Origin of the sequence: Pseudomonas paraglycinae, from assembly GCF_021601625.1 — a bacterium.
GTDB lineage: Bacteria > Pseudomonadota > Gammaproteobacteria > Pseudomonadales > Pseudomonadaceae > Aquipseudomonas > Aquipseudomonas paraglycinae.
In genome coordinates this window covers 192,446-208,557 of record NZ_BQHR01000009.1, presented here as the reverse complement: position 1 = coordinate 208,557, position 16,112 = coordinate 192,446, and the positions used below count along the sequence as shown (strand labels likewise).

Below are 16,112 nucleotides of genomic sequence, written 5' to 3'. Positions count from 1 at the left end.
ACCGTTCCAGTGCCTCTTCTCATCCGGTAAAGGATTCCGTTCGATCATGAAAACACTCATCGCCACCCTCAGCCTCGCGGCCGTCGTTCTCACCGGTTGCGCCACTCCAAAACAATGGGAAGCCACCGGCGGCAGCAAGACCGACGGCGTTGTCCAGGTCTCCTATGAACTGGGCCAGTTCGAGAGCGGGCAAACTTCCGCCGCTCAAGGGTTGGCCACGGCTGAAGACCGTTGCAAAGTCTGGGGCTACAAGAGCGCCGAAGTATCGGGCTCGGAGAAAAACATCTGCCGCACCATGGGTCAGTACAACTGCCTGCAAACCACCATCACGCAGGACTATCTGTGTAAGCGCTGACCACTTCGGTCTGCCGGTCGCGCAGCGCACGCAAGGTCGCGCGCAGCTCGGCCGGGCGTACCGGCTTGGACAGAATGGCGATCTGCCGATCATGCAGGGCCGCCTGGATTTTTTCGATGTCATGCCCGGTGATGATCATGGCCGGCACCGCATAACCGCGCTGACGGCGAACCTCGTCGATGCACTCGATGCCGGTACTGTGGGAACCGAGGTCATAGTCGGCAACGATGATGTCGCAGTCGGTGACCATGCCCTGCCCGCTCAGCTCGGCCTGCACAACGCAGCCCCACCGTTCGAGCAACGCCGAGGTCGCCAACAGAACGTTGCGATCATCCTCCACCAGACAAACTTTCAACCCCGTAAGTAGCCCGACTTGCCGTGCCTCCTCACGATTGACAGGCACCTGCGGCGGCGCGAGTGGCAGTCCATGCAAGGTCACCGCCGTGCCATGCCCCAGCCGTGAGCGGATCGCGACGTCGACACCGATCAATTGCCCCAGACGCCGGACAATCGACAGCCCCAGACCCACCCCTTCAACGTCCTTGTCCCGCAGTTGGCGCACCCGATAAAACTCCTCGAACACCTTGGGCAAATGCTCTTCGGCGATGCCGTTACCGCGGTCATAGATCGCGATGGCCACCCCCGCGCCGCGCTTGCGCACACCGATCAGCACCGGCCGGTGCGCGCCGTATTTGAAGCAATTGGAGAGCACGTTCTGCACCATCGTCGCGAGCAACGCCGGATCGGTGCGCACCCAGTGCTCGCAAGGCCGCAAACGCAGCTCCACACCTGCCCAGCGTGCAGCTTCGGCATTCTGGCGGATCAGATCCGCCAGCCATTCACCCAGCTCAAGCGTCTGCAAGCGGGGCAGAATCCGCCCGTTGTCGAGGGTGTAGAGATCGAGAATCGAGCGAAACAGCTGCGACACGTTGAGCAGCGAGCGGTCGATGCTGTCCACCAGCCGCCGCTCCTCTTCGCCCAGCCGCGACTCGCGCAGGCACGCGGTAAACAACCCGATGGAGTGGATCGGCTGACGCAGGTCATGGCTGGCCTGGGCCAGGAAACGCGACTTTTCCAGATTGGCGGCGACCGCTTCTTCCGATGCCTTGCGCGTGCGTTCCAGCAGCAAGTGCGCATACACCGGAATCACCGTGCTGGTGATCATCAGCATCAACACCATGAACGGTTGCGCCTGCCAGTACGGCGTCAACCGATAGACCGCCAGCAGCGCCAGCAACGCCAGCACCGTGGCGATCGCCAGGTAGCGCGAGCCGTAGCGCATGCCGTTACCGAGATTGACCCAGACCATGACGGCATAAATGGGCAACGCCGCCTCGCCGCCGACCACCAGCCCGAAACTGGTGCCGGTGTAATCGTGAAGCATGCCGAAAATCCGCCGCGCCGGATAATGTCCCGGCCAGCGCACGATGGCCTGGCGCAGCACGACGGAGGCCAGCAAAAACAGGGAAATGTAAGTGACCACCGGCAGATAGGTATCGAAGCGCTGGCCCGGCAGGAAACCGAGCACGGCCATGTAAACCAGCGCGATGCTGGCGATGATGATGCGCAGATTGGCCTGGTCAAGCTCGGTGTTCTTTTCGAACTTCATGGGGGAACGTCCTTGTGCAGCAGTCGTCATAAACGCACGAATCAACAGGCAATGCCTTCGCCCGATGCTAAGGTGCATGCCATGAGCAATGCAGACCCAGGGAGGGTTGCGCCATGGCGTGCCGAATCATCATAGCCGACGATCACCCGTTGTTTCGCGAAGCGTTGCTGCGCACCGTCCAGCGTCTGCTGCCCGAAGCCCTGATCGAAGAAGCTGGCGACCTCGACGCCGTGCTCGCCCTGCTGCCGGCCGGTGATGAGCCCGACACCTTGATCCTCGACCTGCGTTTTCCCGGCCTGACCTGTGTCAGCCAGCTCGCGGAACTGCGCCGACGTTTGCCGCGAACCACGCTGATCGTGGTGTCGATGGTCGATGACGAGGCGCTGATCGGCGACGTCATGGCGGCCGGCATCGATGGTTTCATCGGCAAGAACATCGCACCCGATGAGATGGGTCAGGCGATCCGGGCGATTCGTGAAGGTGAGGTACTGGTGAAATTCGCCCCGTCCGGCCTGCTGCCGCTGGACACCGGCACCGCCCTCACCCCGCGTCAGCAAGAGGTGCTGCGGCTGATCGCCCAAGGCAAGACCAACAAGGAAATCGCCCGTGAACTGGATATTTCGCCGTTCACGGTGCGGATTCATGTGTCGTCGTTGTTGCGGGTGCTCAACGTGCCGTCGCGGGCAGCGGCGGCGGTGAAATATTCCGGAGCCTTGTAGCCTGCCTCCAGTTCAGCCTTGCGGGTGGACGGTCAGTGCTACCAGTTTCACCACAATCGGCCGGACCACGAGAATGCACAGAAACGCCACGGGCATCGCCAGTTTGTAGGCGTGCAGCGTATTGCTAAGGTAATCGGCATCAATTCCGAAATTGGAGGCGGTGATTACCAGCGACATCAGAAACGCCATGATGATCGCCATGTACAACGCGAATATGTACGGCATGGCACGGGCCGACAGCTTGCGCGGGCTGAATACTGTGTTTCTTGGAGAGAGTCTCTGATTCATGTCAGTCCTTGTTGACCGAAGTGGATAGGCGCCGAGCACCCTAACAAGTCTGCCACCCCGTAACTAGACTGATTGCCGTGAGCACTTTATAAACAAAATCTTATGAATTTTCTTTGCCAGGATCCACGCATGAACCTCTTGGGTGCAATCGATTGTTTTATCAAAGTCGTTGAGGCGGGATCGATTGTCGGGGCCGCCAAAACCCTCGGGGTGAGTGCCGCCGCCGTCAGTCAGACCCTTGGTCGTCTTGAGAATCACCTCGACACACGCCTGCTGCAACGCACCACCCGCAGCATGGCGTTGACGGAGAGCGGTTCGGTGTATTTCGAGAAAGTAAAACGTATCGCGCTCGATCTGGAGTCCGCGCAGAGCGCCATCAGCCACGCGCAGACGCAACTCCAGGGACACTTGAGTATCGCCTCCACCGCCGGGTTCGGGCGCCATGTATTGGCCCCGGTCATTGCCGGTTTCGCCGAACGCTACCCGCAGTTGACGCTTGAGCTCTCGACGTCCGACCGCAAAATCAATCACCTCCACGAAGGTATCGACTTGAGTCTGCGCATTGAGCCGCAACTGGAAGACGGCATCATCGCGCGCAAGGTTGCGACGGTACCGTTCGTGATTTGCGCCAGCCCTGACTATCTGCAAAAGGCCGGTCGCCCGTCGACTCCGGCGGATCTTCAGCAACACGCCTGCCTGGCGTTTCGCTATCCGCTGGACGGACGGTTACTGCGCTGGTGGTTCGTTGAGCAGGGTCAGCGCTTTGAGGCTGGGATCAATGCGACCGCCATCAGCGACGATATCGACGCCCTGGCGCAAATGGCTGCTCATGGTGCCGGGATCACCCGACTGGCGGAATTCGTTGCCGCGCCCTATCTGGAGAGTGGTCAACTGGTCTCTTTATTCGAACCGGGCGGCTCGACCTTTGCCAGCGCCGCGCCGCTCGAGATCTATGCCTGTGTGCAGGAGCGCGCCGCCATGACTTCCAAGGTCAAGGCCTTCACCGAATTTTTGCAGGAGTTCCTGCATACCCGCTGGCCCGCTCGATGAGGATCAAGGATCAACCTGCGCCATCAGTTCAGGCACCGATTCCTGGCGTTTCGCATAGCGCTGCGCCAGCACTGCGCAGACCATCAGTTGAATCTGATGGAACAGCATCAGCGGCAGAATCAGCACGCCAATCGTGCTGCCGGCGAACAACACCTGCGCCATCGGCACACCGGTGGCCAGGCTCTTTTTCGAGCCGCAGAACAGAATGGTGATGCGGTCTTCCAGATTGAAACCGAACAGTTTGCCCAGCACTGTGGACGCCAGCAGCACAAGCGCCAGCAGGACGCAGCACGCCACGACCAGCCCCAGCAGTTCGATCACCGGAATCTGGTGCCAGATGCCCTCGTTCACCGCTTCGCTGAACGCACCGTAGACCACCAGCAGAATCGAGCCCTGATCGACGAACTTCAGCCAGTTCTTGTTGCGACCGACCCAGGCGCCGATCCAGCGACGGGCGATCTGACCGGCAATGAACGGCAGCAGCAGTTGCACACTGATTTTCACGATTGCGTCGAGGGTCGAGCCGCCGTCGCCGTGGACGTTCAGCAGCAGCGTCACCAGCAGCGGCGTGAGGAAAATCCCGAACAGGCTGGACGCCGCCGCGCTGCAGATCGCCGCCGGAATATTGCCCCGTGCCAGCGACGTGAAGGCAATCGCCGATTGCACCGTGGCCGGCAGCGCACACAGGTACAGCATGCCCATGTACAGCTGATCACCGATCAGCGGCGACAACAGCGGTTTGAGCGCCAGCCCCAGTAGCGGGAACAGGACAAAAGTCAGGCCGAACACCAGCAAATGCAGGCGCCAGTGGCCGGCGCCAGCGATGATCGATTCGCGAGACAGCTTGGCACCGTGCAGGAAAAACAGCAGCGCGATGGCGATGTTGGTCAGCCAGCCGAAACCGGTCGCGACCTGGCCGCTGGCGGGCAGGAAGCTGGCCAGCAGCACCACGCCGATCAGGGTCAGGGTGAAGTTGTCGGGCAAAAATCGTGGGCGCGTCATGGTTTGTTCATCCGGGGGTTGCCAGTACGTGGCAGCGACTCTAACGTGACTGGAATTTACCGACTAACGCCGAAGAAACCACAGATGCCGCCAAAAGGACACGACAAGAGCGTCAGACGCAGCATTCCCGGGCTGCCCAGCCTGCCGCGTCCGCTGTACGGACGTACCGAATCTCTGCCCAATCGCGCGTTGACCCGCCGTCACAGTCATCCGTGGGTGCAGTTGTCCTACGCGATCCAGGGCGTGCTCGAAGTGCAGACCGCCGTCGGTCGTTTCGTTGCGCCGCCGGAGCGTGCGGTGTGGATTCCGGCGGGCATGCCGCATCGGGTATTCAGTTCGCCGCACACGGAAATGCGCAGCCTGTACATCGATTGCAGCGTCGCCAGTTGGGCACCGGAGCGGTGTCATGTGCTCGGCGTCAGTGATCTTTTGCGTGAGCTGATCCGGGCCTTCAGTCAGATACCTGTCGAATATGACCAGAGCGGCCCGCACGGGCGCCTGGCTCAGGTAATCCTCGATCAACTCGCCGATGCTCCGCCCATCGATCTGATGCTGCCACTGCCGCAAGACAGTCGTTTGCGTCAGATCTATCAGAGCCTGGAGCAACATCCGGAACAGCAGACCACCCTGGCGCACTGGAGTGAAAAATTCGGCGTGACCGAGAAAACTCTGACTCGGCTGTTCCTGCGCGACACCGGTTTGACCTTCCGCACTTGGCGCCAGCGCCTGCGTTTGCTGGGTGCGCTGACACCGCTGGAACGCGGCGAACGCGTCACCGACGTGGCTTTGGCCTGTGGTTATGACTCGACGTCGGCGTTTATCGCGGCGTTTCGCCAACAGTTCGGCGAGACACCGGGAGAGTTTTTCCGATGAAATTAACCGATATTTATCGACTTTATGCATGCCATTGGACAAATTTCAGGGTAGAGTTTCGCCCATCAAGAATCTTTGACATCTTTCGACGATAACAATGATCAACCACCCTTTAGCGAACCTGTCGGCGGTAACAGCATGATCGAAGTCACTGAAGTTTCCATTGCCCAATTGCGCGCGGCGCTCGAATCCGGCCAGACCACCGCGGTTGAACTGGTCCAGGCCTACCTGGCGCGCATCGACGCCTTTGACGGCCCGGACACCGCCACTGCCCTGAACGCAGTGATCGTGCGCAACCCTGAAGCACTGAAAGAAGCGCAAGCTTCCGATGCCCGTCGCGCCAAGGGCGAAACCCTCGGCCCGCTGGACGGCATCCCTTACACCGCCAAGGACAGCTATCTGGTCAAAGGCCTGACCGCCGCGTCCGGCAGCCCGGCCTTCGCCGATCTCGTTGCCCAGCGCGACGCGTTCACCATCGAGCGCCTGCGGGCGGGCGGTGCGATCTGCCTGGGCAAGACCAACATGCCGCCGATGGCCAATGGCGGGATGCAGCGTGGCGTCTATGGCCGCGCCGAAAGCCCGTACAACGCTGACTACCTGACCGCGCCGTTTGCTTCCGGCTCGTCGAACGGTGCCGGCACTGCCACCGCTGCAAGCTTCTCGGCATTTGGTCTGGCGGAAGAAACCTGGTCGAGCGGTCGCGGCCCTGCCTCGAACAACGGCCTGTGCGCCTACACCCCGTCGCGCGGGGTAATTTCGGTACGCGGCAACTGGCCGCTGACGCCGACCATGGACGTGGTGGTGCCGTACGCCCGCACCATGGCCGACCTGCTGGAAGTGCTCGACGTAGTCGTCGCCGAAGACACCGACACCCGTGGCGACCTGTGGCGCCTGCAACCCTGGGTGCCGATCCCGAGCGTCGCCTCGGTGCGCCCTGCTTCCTACCTTGAACTCGCCGTGAAAAGTGATGCACTGGCCGGCAAACGCCTGGGCGTGCCGCGCATGTACATCAACGCCGACCCGGAGGCCGGCACCAGCGACGAGCCGGGCATCGGCGGCCCGACCGGGCAACGCATCAACACCCGCGCTTCGGTGATCGATTTGTGGAAACAGGCGCGTCAGGCCCTCGAAGCCGCCGGCGCCGAAGTGATTGAAGTGGATTTCCCGCTGGTCTCCAACTGCGAAGGCGATCGTCCGGGTGCGCCGACCGTGTTCAATCGCGGCATCGTCTCCAAAGAGTTCATGCACCACGAACTGTGGGACCTGTCGGCCTGGGCCTTCGATGATTTCCTGCGCGCCAACGGCGACCCGAAACTCAACCGTCTGGCAGACGTCGACGGGCCGAAAATCTTCCCGCACGACCCGGGCACCCTGCCCAACCGTGAAGGCGACCTCGCTGCCGGCATGGACGAATACGTGCGCATGGCCGAACGCGGCATCACGCCGTGGGATCAGATCCCGACGTTGCCGGACGGCCTGCGCGGTCTGGAGAAGACCCGCAAGCTCGACCTCGAAGACTGGATGGATAAACTCGGCCTCGACGCTGTGCTGTTCCCAACCAACGCCGACGTGGGTCCGGCCGACGCTGACGTCAACCCGGCTTCGGCGGACATCGCCTGGAGCAACGGCATCTGGGTCGCCAACGGCAACCTCGCAATCCGCCACCTCGGCGTGCCGACCGTCACCGTGCCGATGGGCGTGATGGCCGACATCGGCATGCCGGTGGGATTGACGTTTGCCGGTCGCGCCTATGACGACTCGACGTTGCTGCGTCTGGCAGCGGCGTTTGAGGCGACCGGTTCCATGCGTCTGGTGCCACCACGCACGCCAGCGCTGGCGGCAGGCAAGTAAATGCAAAACGGCGGGATCGATTGATCCCGCCGTTTTTTTATCGCTCTGCCAACTCTTCCAGCAAATCCGCCGAAGGCACGAAAAACAGACTGCCGGTGACCGCCGTGCTGAAGTCCAGCAACCGGTCGTAGTTGCCCGGCGGCTTGCCGACAAACATGTTCTCCAGCATCTGTTCCAGCGGCTCCGGCGAACGCGCGTAGCCAATGAAATAAGTGCCGAACTCCCCCGCACCGGGCCGGCCGAACGGCATATTGTCGCGCAGGATTTTCACCTCTTCGCCGTCCTTGGTGATGGTCGTCAGCGCGCTGTGGGAATTGCTCGGTTTGACCGAATCATCCAGTTCGATATCGGACAGTTTGGTGCGCCCGATCACCCGTTCCTGAGCTTCGACCGGCAACTCATTCCATGCCTTCATGTTGTGCAGATACTTCTGCACCAGCACGTAACTGCCACCACTAAACACCTGATCTTCATCGCCCACGAGGGTGAAATGCTCGGCCTTTCGGCCGACCGGATTTTCCGTGCCGTCGACAAAACCGATGATGCTGCGCATGTCGAAATAGCGGAAACCCTGCACCTCGTCGGTCACCGTCACGGCGCCATCCAGCGCCGACAGCAACTGCGTCGCCAGCTCGAAACACAGATCCATCTGATCGGCACGAATGTGCAGCAACAGATCGCCAGGAGTGGAAACAGCGCGGCGCCCTTCCACACCGAACTCGCGAAAGTCATGCAAGGACGCCGGGCGCGGACTGCCGAACAGGCGATCCCAGGCGCTGGACGAAAAACCACAGACGCAGGATAGGTTGCCCGAAGGAACGCGCTTGCCAACCGAGCGCGTCAGCCCTGCGATATCGGCGCACCAGCCGCGGACTTTTTCGGCGGCTTCGGCCTCGGCGTTTAGGGTCGCCACGATGAATATGGCAGCGCTGGTGATCGGGCTGCAGACGGCTTGAGGATCTGGCGTGTCGATGATCGTAGCTCCCAAAGTGGTGGACTGACTCGACAGCGAGGTTAGCAAAGAAGTGCTGAATGAAGTATTACCCGCGCTCTGCCCGTGTCGACCGACACTTCGTTATTCACGAACAATACCCACGAAATAAACGATTTTTCTTTGCCGGAAGGCTCCTACTAGCATGGCCCCGTCTACCCCGAAAAACATAAAGACAGGGAGAACGGCATGCACCCCATCAACATCGGCGAACCCTGGATGTGGGTCGCCTTCATCGTTTTTGTCCTCGCCATGCTGGCCGTCGACCTGTTCGTCTTCGGTGGGCGCAAGGCGCATCGGGTTTCGGTACGGGAAGCCTCATCCTGGGTGATCGCCTGGTGCATGCTGGCGATGGCCTTCGCCGGGTTGCTCTGGTGGTATCTCAACGGCGAATTCGGGCCCGAAATCGCCAAGGTCAAGACCCTGGAATTCCTCACCGGTTACCTGATCGAGCAGTCGCTTTCGATCGACAACATGTTCGTCTTCGTGATGATCTTCAGCTACTTCGCCGTGCCGCCGGAGTTGCAGCGCCGGGTGCTGCTGTACGGCGTGCTCGGGGCGATCGTGATGCGCGCAGCGATGATCTTTGCCGGCGTATGGCTGGTGTCGCAGTTCACCTGGCTGCTGTATGTGTTCGGCGTGTTCCTGATCATCACCGGGATCAAGATGCTGGTGTTCGCCGAGCAGCAACCGGACCTCGATAACAACCCGCTCCTGCGCTGGGTGCGCGGGCATCTGCGGATCACCAACGGCTTTCACGGCGAGCGTTTTTTCGTGCTGCAGAACGGTGTGCGCTGGGCCACGCCGATGTTTCTGGTGCTAGTGCTGATCGAGGCCAGCGACCTGATGTTCGCGGTCGACAGCATCCCGGCGATTTTCGCGGTGACCACCGATCCTTTCATCATTTTCACCTCGAACATCTTCGCGATCATGGGGCTGCGGGCACTGTACTTTTTGCTGGCGGACATGGCCGACCGTTTTCATCTGCTCAAGTATGGGCTGGCGCTGGTGCTGGTGTTCATCGGCGGGAAAATGACGGTGATGCCGTGGTTTCACATGCCGGTGGAGTGGTCGCTGGCGATTGTTGGCGGGCTAATTCTGGCGTCGGTGGTGCTGAGTCTGATCCTGACGAAGGACAAGTCGCCTGAAGAAAGTCAGGCGAAATAACGGCCGAGGGAGCGAACGGATTCGCTCCCTCGGCTTTGAGCTTATTTATCCGACTTGATACTGGTCCACACCCGGGTCCGCACCCGCTCCAGTTTCTGCGGCAACGGCTGCACCACGTAAAGTTTCTTCAGTGCTTCGCTGGTCGGCGTCAGGTTCGGGTTGCCGGTGATTTCCTTGTTGATCAGCGGCAGCGAATCCTTGTTGGCATTCGGGTAGCCGAGGAAGTCGCTGATCGAAGCGATGACCTTCGGATCGAGCAAGGTGTTGAGGAACTCGTGGGCCTCTTCGACGTTCTTCGCGCTCTTCGGAATGGCGAAGGTGTCGAACCAGATCGGCGCGCCTTCCTTCGGCAGGCGCCAGTCGACCACCACGCCGTTGCCCGCCTCTTTGGCGCGGTTGCCGAACTGGTAGAAGCTGCCGGAGTAACCGATGGCCACGCAGATGTCGCCGTTGGCGATGTCGGTCATGTACTTGGCCGAGTTGAAGTAGGTGACGTAAGGGCGAACCTTGAGCATCAGGTCCTTGGCTTTCTCATAGTCGGCCGGGTTCTGGCTGTTCGGGTCCAGGCCCAGGTAATGCAGGGCCTGCGGCAGGATTTCCGATGGCGAATCGAGCATCGCCACGCCACATGATTTCAGCTTCTCCATGTTCTCCGGTTTAAACACCAGATCCCAACTGTCCACTGGCGCATTCTCGCCGAGCGCCGCCTTGACCTTGGCCGGGTTGAAACCGATCAGCACCGTGCCGACCATGTAGGGCACGCCGTACTGGTTGCCGGGGTCGTTGGCGTCGAGCAGCTTGAGCAGCGCCGGGTCCTGGTGACTCCAGTTCGGCAACTTGGACTTGTCGAGTTTCTGGAACACGCCGGCCTTGATCTGGGTATCGAGGAACTGGTTCGACGGCACCACCAGGTCATAGCCGGAGTTGCCGGTCAGCAGTTTGGCTTCGAGGGATTCATTGGTGTCGAAGGTGTCCCAGGTCACTTTGATGTTGCTTTTGGCGGCGAAATCCTTGGGCACCGAAGGCAGGATGTAATCCGCCCAGTTGTACACCCGCAGTTCGCGCTGTTCGGCCTGTACGGCGCTGGCCAGCAGCGTCAGCCCGCAAACAGTGGCGCCCAGAATGCGTTTCATCGTGACCATGTTGTGTTTCCCCGAATGCAGCGTGAGTCGATGGTTTTTATGTTCTGTACACGGCAGCGGCTTGCAAATCAGCCAAGGGCAAGGAAGGTGCAGCATCTAGTTGTGGCTTCGATTCTTCCTGACAGCGTAGACGCGGCACAGTAGCCCGTTGGCCAAAAGGGGATCGAAATGGCCAATTTGCATGACCGCCGGAATGCGGAAACAACAATGCCCGACGAAGTGCCGGGCATTGTTTGAACCGCCTGCGAACCCTCAGTCGGTAAAACCCAACCGCGCCGCCCTGCTGTGCTGCGTCTGCCCACGGGTCGCAAGGCAGTAATACAGCGGGCATGTCACGATCAGGCCGACCAGCCACGACAGGTCTGCACCTTCCACCAAGTTGGCGTACGGCCCGACATACAACGACGTGTTGGCAAACGGCAGCTGCACGATGATGCCGATGAAGTAGGCAATGATTGCGTGCAGGTTGAAACGCCCATAAATGCCGCCATCAGCGCGGAAGATCGAGGCGATGTCGTAACTGCCGCGCTTGATCAGATAGAAGTCGATCAGGTTGATCGACGCCCATGGCACCAGTACCAGCAGCAACGCCAGAATCAGCCCGATGAACTCGGAAATGAAATCCGCCGATGCGCCCAGCGCCACCACGCAGCAGCCCGCCAGCACCACGCTCGACAAGATCACCCGCACCTTGATGCTCGGCGTCCATTGGCTGGCAAAGGTCTGGATCGAGGTGATGATCGACAGCACCGCGCCATACAGATTCAGCGCGTTGTGGCTGATGATATTGAGCAGGAACAGCACCATCAGAATCTGCCCCAGCCAACCGGTGGACTGCTTGACCGCCGCCATCGCTTCGGTGCCTTCCGGGGTTGCCAGCACCGCCACCGCGCCGAAGGTGAACGACAGTATCGTGCCCAGCGTGGCGCCTAGATAAGTCGCGATAAATGGTCTGCCGATCCCGATGTCCGCCGGCAGGTAACGGGAATAGTCGGAGACGTACGGCGAAAAGCTGATCTGCCAGATGATCCCCAGCGACACCGTCGCCAGCCATCCCGAAAGATTGAAGCTGCCACGGGTTAAGAAGTCCGCCGGCAACTCATGGGCAAAGATGTAGATGAACCCGGCCAGCAGCGCGCTGCCCATCACCCAGGTGCCGATGCGGTTGAGCGTGTGAATGAAGTTGTAGCCAATCACGCCGATGGCCGTGGCGCTGAGGGCGCCGATCAGAATGCTCAACGGCGCCGGCACCGACGGCGCAATACCGACGATGGATTTGCCGGCCAGCACGATGTTGGAAATGAAGAAGCCGATATAGATGATCGCCGCGAAGAACACGATCAACAGCGCACCGTAACGCCCGAACTGGCCACGGCTCTGGACCATTTGCGGAATGCCCATGCGCGGGCCTTGCGCCGACGCCAGGGCGATCACCACACCGCCGATCATGTGCCCCAGCGCAATCGCCAGCAACCCCCAGAACAGGTCGAGATGAAACACCTGGACCACCATCGCGCCGGTGACTATCGGCAGTGGCGCAATGTTGGTGCTGAACCATAGGGTGAACAGGTCGCGGGCCTTCCCGTGGCGTTCCGCGAGTGGGACGTAGTCGACCGTGTGATTCTCGATCAACGGATCTTGCCGGGACATCTGGGACATATAAATGAACTCGATTGGGTCTGTTCTTATCGTTGTATGAAGCCAAACCGGGGGTGCTTCGTGGCCGCCCCTCAGATGCAGACCATATTATGGTATTCCAAAATTTTCACAAGACTGATCCGCTGTTTGCGACGGCATCTGATCCGGCATCCTCCCTGATAGCCAGCGTTTACGGCTAGAGCAAAGCCCCGTAAATGCTGAGTTTCCAACGGATGAACCACGTTTATCGTTTCACCAAAAAAGCGCTTGCAATCGATGTATTACGGTATACCATCAGACCCATAAACACATAAAAACACGCTTCACCGCACTCGAGGATTGACCAATGATCGATGCTGCCGTCTACAAACAAGTCATGGGCTCGTTCCCGTCCGGCGTTACCGTCATCACCACGCTGGATGACGACGGCCAGATCGTCGGCCTGACCGCCAGCGCCTTCAGTTCGCTGTCGATGGACCCGGCCCTGGTGCTGTTCTGCCCCAACTACAGTTCCGATTCCTACCCCGTCCTGATCAAGAACAAACGTTTTGCCATTCACGTGCTGTCCGGCGGTCAGCAGAGCGAAGCCTATGCCTTCGCCCGCAAAGGCAAGGACAAGGCACAGGGCATCGAGTGGAGGCTGAGCGAACTGGGCAACCCGATCCTGGCCAACGCGACAGCTATCATCGAATGTGAGCTGTGGCGCGAATACGAAGGCGGCGACCACGCGATCATGGTCGGCGCGGTGAAAAACCTCATCGTCCCTCAGCAGGACGCCGGCCCGCTGGTGTACTGCCACGGCAAGATGGGCACCCTGCCCGCCTTCGCCTGACCCGCACGATTGCACTTAAACAGGCCGGCAAGCGACCGGCCGACTCCCAAGAGATTCGAGGTAGCGTCATGAAATTTTCCCTGTTCGTACACATGGAGCGCTGGGACGAAAGCGTCAGCCACCGTCAACTGTTCGAAGACCTGACCGAACTGACGTTGATGGCCGAGGCCGGCGGTTTCAGCACCGTGTGGATCGGCGAACACCACGCGATGGAATACACCATCTCGCCGAGCCCGATGCCGTTGCTGGCCTACCTCGCGGCCAAAACCACCACCATTCACCTGGGCGCCGGCACCATCATCGCGCCGTTCTGGCACCCGCTGCGGGTCGCCGGTGAATGCGCCTTGCTCGACGTGATCAGCAATGGCCGGATGGAAGTGGGCCTGGCGCGTGGCGCCTATCAGGTGGAATTCGATCGCATGGCCGGCGGCATGCCCGCCTCAAGCGGTGGTCAAGCGCTGCGGGAAATGGTCCCGGTGGTGCGCGCGCTGTGGCAAGGCGACTACGCCCACAACGGCGAGATCTGGAAATTCCCCACCTCCACCAGCGTGCCGAAACCGATCCAGAAGCCAAACCCGCCGATGTGGATCGCCGCCCGCGACCCGGACTCACACAACTTCGCCGTGGCCAACGGCTGCAACGTGATGGTCACGCCGCTGATGAAGGGCGACGAAGAAGTCCTCGACCTGAAAAACAAGTTCCAGACTGCCCTGGACAACAACCCGGATGTGCCGCGTCCACAATTGATGGTGCTGCGTCATACCCACGTGCACTCGGCGGATGACCCGGAAGGCTGGAAGGTGGGCGCGAAAGCCATCTCACGTTTCTATCGCACGTTCGATGCGTGGTTCGGCAACAAAGAAGTGCCGGTGAACGGCTTCCTGGCGCCGAGCCCGGAAGAGAAATTTGCCGGACGGCCAGAGTTTGAGCTGGAGAGCCTGCACAAGACGGCCATGATCGGCACGCCGGAAGAGATCATTCCGCGAATCAAGTACTACCAGGAACTCGGGGTGGATGAGTTCAGTTTCTGGTGTGACAACAGCTTGCCGCATGCGGAGAAGAAGAAGTCGCTGGAGTTGTTTATCAAGCATGTGGTGCCGGCGTTTCGTTAACCACTCTGCTGATTGTATCTGCCAAAAACGCCCTGAGAATCCAGGGCGTTTTTTTGTGCAACGCTTCGGAAGCTTATTCTTTTTCTTGGCGCTAAATTTTGAGGTTGGGTGGAGCAGAGTGAAGTCACCTACCCTTCAGCTCATTCGACTGGCATACCGTTATATGGATTACCAACATCGCTGCCAAACTCGACGATTGCGCTTTTGATTTGCGCAAAAACATCCGGTGACATATCGAGCGCGCTTTGATTCTTCATAAACTCAAAAAAGCTCACGAGCCCAAGACGCGAACAAACGCTAATTGCTGCATCAGCCGCATCGAAATCAAAGCCGTCCCACGAAGAGATCAGAACCCCCTCAACTTTCTTTTTTAACTCCTCACACAAACCTGTATATGTATGCCACTGCCTATCGCTTAGCTCCAGGAGATTTTCCATAAAAACGGCTTTCTGTTTATAGGCATGCACTCCACCGACAAGATAAAGAAACTCTTCACGCAAGTCATCGACGGACATTGAATCTGGAAGATTGCTGTAGTACGAAGACTGCTTAATCATTCTTGCACCTGAATGAATGAATGGATTGACACAAAACGGGACATATTTATTAAACCAAATAAACCCGTACCTTTTCTAATCTAAAAAAACATTCAACTAGACTTAAAGCCTTTTTTTGAGTAACGCTCCTCTAATTTTTCAGCAGATCTTAAAACACTAACCCTTTCGTCTGGATAGAAATAAGAGTAAATATCAGCTGCAATTATCATAAGGAAAACGTAGTCAGCCACCGGAATGTTTGAAGTCTCCACTTCGCCCAAAAAGAAACAGACCTCACCAAAATTTTCTGGATCATCCCAGTCCTGATCAAGGGAGTAAAAAAAGCCTTCACTCACTGAAAATCCATACCCCCGCGAAGCGTCGTGAATAAACGCTGGAAAATTAGTCTTCCCTCTAACCGTAGCAGCCTCTATCAAATGGTAAAGATCTTCACAATCTAAGCCAGTTGAAGAAAACGAATCTTTGAGACTCTCTAGCCAAACCAAATTATTTATCATTTTGTCCTCGGCGGCATAGTAATAAATTAATTAGTCACTCCTCCACTCTTGCTATTACGCGACCCCTTTTTTTTAAATTTTTTCGCCCTTCGTATATCAATCCATCCACTTCACTTCAAAATCAGCTAGCTGAGCTTGAAGCCCGGCCTCATACTCAAACCAGTAATCAAACCCCTCGGCATCACTTTTTAAGTAAAGATAATACCCAGCAGTGTCGCCATCACTGTCATCAACAACAAAAATACTCCAACCAGAATATTCGCCAGCGACAACAACACCCTTCTGAACGATAGACATATTTACATCCTGGCATGCGTAGGGAACATGATTAGTAGCAATCAAAAGTGGACAGATATATAAAATCGAATAAATCCGCACATTTTTCCTGGCATTTCACAGGCTATTCCACTCTACACTACTCTTCGCCGG

The 16,112-nt window shown here is 58.8% G+C and carries 17 protein-coding genes; 8 read left to right on the top strand and 9 right to left on the bottom strand.

The features are described from left to right. Positions 1-46: 46 nt before the first annotated feature. Entirely contained in the window at positions 47-355 is a 309-nt protein-coding gene (yecR, locus tag L6D82_RS15720) for a YecR family lipoprotein (RefSeq protein WP_236190285.1), read from the top strand. On the opposite strand, the gene L6D82_RS15715 is transcribed toward yecR, so the two are convergent. Further along, a complete protein-coding gene (locus L6D82_RS15715; RefSeq protein ID WP_236190283.1) occupies positions 327-1,964 on the bottom strand; it encodes an ATP-binding response regulator in 1,638 nt (545 codons plus the stop codon). The two genes, yecR and L6D82_RS15715, sit on opposite strands and share 29 nt — an antisense overlap. A gap of 113 nt (positions 1,965-2,077) precedes the next feature. Here L6D82_RS15715 and L6D82_RS15710 point away from each other — a divergent pair, with 113 nt between their 5' ends. Beyond that, positions 2,078-2,683 (top strand): LuxR C-terminal-related transcriptional regulator, encoded by a 606-nt coding sequence (locus L6D82_RS15710; RefSeq protein ID WP_102688313.1) that lies wholly within the window; start codon positions 2,078-2,080, stop codon positions 2,681-2,683. A 12-nt stretch (positions 2,684-2,695) separates the two neighbouring features. Here L6D82_RS15710 and L6D82_RS15705 read toward each other — a convergent pair whose 3' ends face one another. After that, the gene (locus L6D82_RS15705) at positions 2,696-2,971 is read right to left on the bottom strand and encodes a DUF2798 domain-containing protein (protein ID WP_102718128.1); all 276 of its coding nucleotides are present in this window, start codon (positions 2,969-2,971) and stop codon (positions 2,696-2,698) included. Positions 2,972-3,100: 129 nt separating this feature from the next. Here L6D82_RS15705 and L6D82_RS15700 point away from each other — a divergent pair, with 129 nt between their 5' ends. Continuing rightward, complete coding sequence (locus L6D82_RS15700) at positions 3,101-4,021, top strand: LysR family transcriptional regulator (RefSeq protein ID WP_102718127.1); 921 nt, start codon at positions 3,101-3,103, stop codon at positions 4,019-4,021. Positions 4,022-4,024: 3 nt separating this feature from the next. Here L6D82_RS15700 and L6D82_RS15695 read toward each other — a convergent pair whose 3' ends face one another. Beyond that, entirely contained in the window at positions 4,025-5,023 is a 999-nt protein-coding gene (locus L6D82_RS15695; protein WP_085603035.1) for a bile acid:sodium symporter family protein, read from the bottom strand. An 84-nt stretch (positions 5,024-5,107) separates the two neighbouring features. On the opposite strand from L6D82_RS15695, the gene L6D82_RS15690 reads away from it, so the two are divergent. After that, positions 5,108-5,896, top strand: coding sequence for an AraC family transcriptional regulator (locus L6D82_RS15690; RefSeq protein ID WP_085746222.1), 789 nt, complete (start codon positions 5,108-5,110; stop codon positions 5,894-5,896). 138 nt (positions 5,897-6,034) lie between these two features. Beyond that, complete coding sequence (locus L6D82_RS15685) at positions 6,035-7,747, top strand: amidase (RefSeq protein ID WP_236190277.1); 1,713 nt, start codon at positions 6,035-6,037, stop codon at positions 7,745-7,747. Between the two features lie 37 nt (positions 7,748-7,784). Here L6D82_RS15685 and L6D82_RS15680 read toward each other — a convergent pair whose 3' ends face one another. Beyond that, positions 7,785-8,735, bottom strand: coding sequence for a Dyp-type peroxidase (locus tag L6D82_RS15680; RefSeq protein ID WP_219733706.1), 951 nt, complete (start codon positions 8,733-8,735; stop codon positions 7,785-7,787). A 192-nt stretch (positions 8,736-8,927) separates the two neighbouring features. Between L6D82_RS15680 and L6D82_RS15675 the strand changes: the two genes are divergently transcribed. Beyond that, a complete protein-coding gene (locus L6D82_RS15675; protein ID WP_085746219.1) occupies positions 8,928-9,905 on the top strand; it encodes a TerC family protein in 978 nt (325 codons plus the stop codon). A 41-nt stretch (positions 9,906-9,946) separates the two neighbouring features. On the opposite strand, the gene L6D82_RS15670 is transcribed toward L6D82_RS15675, so the two are convergent. Both L6D82_RS15670 and L6D82_RS15665 read right to left on the bottom strand, forming a co-directional pair. Beyond that, complete coding sequence (locus L6D82_RS15670; protein ID WP_276574277.1) at positions 9,947-11,047, bottom strand: polyamine ABC transporter substrate-binding protein; 1,101 nt, start codon at positions 11,045-11,047, stop codon at positions 9,947-9,949. Positions 11,048-11,299: 252 nt separating this feature from the next. Continuing rightward, entirely contained in the window at positions 11,300-12,706 is a 1,407-nt protein-coding gene (locus L6D82_RS15665) for a purine-cytosine permease family protein (protein ID WP_236190275.1), read from the bottom strand. 325 nt (positions 12,707-13,031) lie between these two features. Here L6D82_RS15665 and L6D82_RS15660 point away from each other — a divergent pair, with 325 nt between their 5' ends. Together L6D82_RS15660 and L6D82_RS15655 are read left to right on the top strand one after the other, a co-directional pair. Beyond that, positions 13,032-13,517 carry a flavin reductase family protein gene (locus tag L6D82_RS15660; RefSeq protein WP_236190265.1) on the top strand — a complete coding sequence of 162 codons (486 nt, stop codon included), beginning with the start codon at positions 13,032-13,034 and terminating at the stop codon, positions 13,515-13,517. 68 nt (positions 13,518-13,585) lie between these two features. Continuing rightward, complete coding sequence (locus L6D82_RS15655; RefSeq protein ID WP_007950451.1) at positions 13,586-14,629, top strand: LLM class flavin-dependent oxidoreductase; 1,044 nt, start codon at positions 13,586-13,588, stop codon at positions 14,627-14,629. A gap of 140 nt (positions 14,630-14,769) precedes the next feature. Here L6D82_RS15655 and L6D82_RS15650 read toward each other — a convergent pair whose 3' ends face one another. The 3 genes from L6D82_RS15650 to L6D82_RS15640 all read right to left on the bottom strand — a co-directional run bounded on the left by L6D82_RS15650 (position 14,770) and on the right by L6D82_RS15640 (position 15,980). Next, positions 14,770-15,186 carry a ubiquitin family protein gene (locus tag L6D82_RS15650; protein ID WP_236190263.1) on the bottom strand — a complete coding sequence of 139 codons (417 nt, stop codon included), beginning with the start codon at positions 15,184-15,186 and terminating at the stop codon, positions 14,770-14,772. Between the two features lie 92 nt (positions 15,187-15,278). Then, positions 15,279-15,683, bottom strand: a complete 405-nt coding sequence (locus L6D82_RS15645; protein ID WP_236190261.1) for a hypothetical protein — start codon at positions 15,681-15,683, stop codon at positions 15,279-15,281. Positions 15,684-15,779: 96 nt separating this feature from the next. Further along, on the bottom strand, positions 15,780-15,980 hold the full coding sequence (locus tag L6D82_RS15640) for a hypothetical protein (RefSeq protein ID WP_236190259.1): 201 nt from the start codon (positions 15,978-15,980) through the stop codon (positions 15,780-15,782). Positions 15,981-16,112 lie beyond the last annotated feature (132 nt).

Excerpts from the sequence above, each read along its gene's own strand:
- yecR (WP_236190285.1), top strand. The coding sequence starts at position 47 with ATGAAAACACTCATCGCCACCCTCAGCCTCGCGGCCGTCGTTCTCACC.
- L6D82_RS15715 (WP_236190283.1), bottom strand. The coding sequence starts at position 1,964 with ATGAAGTTCGAAAAGAACACCGAGCTTGACCAGGCCAATCTGCGCATC.
- L6D82_RS15710 (WP_102688313.1), top strand. The coding sequence starts at position 2,078 with ATGGCGTGCCGAATCATCATAGCCGACGATCACCCGTTGTTTCGCGAA.
- L6D82_RS15705 (WP_102718128.1), bottom strand. The coding sequence starts at position 2,971 with ATGAATCAGAGACTCTCTCCAAGAAACACAGTATTCAGCCCGCGCAAG.
- L6D82_RS15700 (WP_102718127.1), top strand. The coding sequence starts at position 3,101 with ATGAACCTCTTGGGTGCAATCGATTGTTTTATCAAAGTCGTTGAGGCG.
- L6D82_RS15695 (WP_085603035.1), bottom strand. The coding sequence starts at position 5,023 with ATGACGCGCCCACGATTTTTGCCCGACAACTTCACCCTGACCCTGATC.
- L6D82_RS15690 (WP_085746222.1), top strand. The coding sequence starts at position 5,108 with ATGCCGCCAAAAGGACACGACAAGAGCGTCAGACGCAGCATTCCCGGG.
- L6D82_RS15685 (WP_236190277.1), top strand. The coding sequence starts at position 6,035 with ATGATCGAAGTCACTGAAGTTTCCATTGCCCAATTGCGCGCGGCGCTC.
- L6D82_RS15675 (WP_085746219.1), top strand. The coding sequence starts at position 8,928 with ATGCACCCCATCAACATCGGCGAACCCTGGATGTGGGTCGCCTTCATC.
- L6D82_RS15670 (WP_276574277.1), bottom strand. The coding sequence starts at position 11,047 with ATGGTCACGATGAAACGCATTCTGGGCGCCACTGTTTGCGGGCTGACG.
- L6D82_RS15665 (WP_236190275.1), bottom strand. The coding sequence starts at position 12,706 with ATGTCCCAGATGTCCCGGCAAGATCCGTTGATCGAGAATCACACGGTC.
- L6D82_RS15660 (WP_236190265.1), top strand. The coding sequence starts at position 13,032 with ATGATCGATGCTGCCGTCTACAAACAAGTCATGGGCTCGTTCCCGTCC.
- L6D82_RS15655 (WP_007950451.1), top strand. The coding sequence starts at position 13,586 with ATGAAATTTTCCCTGTTCGTACACATGGAGCGCTGGGACGAAAGCGTC.
- L6D82_RS15650 (WP_236190263.1), bottom strand. The coding sequence starts at position 15,186 with ATGATTAAGCAGTCTTCGTACTACAGCAATCTTCCAGATTCAATGTCC.
- L6D82_RS15645 (WP_236190261.1), bottom strand. The coding sequence starts at position 15,683 with ATGATAAATAATTTGGTTTGGCTAGAGAGTCTCAAAGATTCGTTTTCT.
- L6D82_RS15640 (WP_236190259.1), bottom strand. The coding sequence starts at position 15,980 with ATGTCTATCGTTCAGAAGGGTGTTGTTGTCGCTGGCGAATATTCTGGT.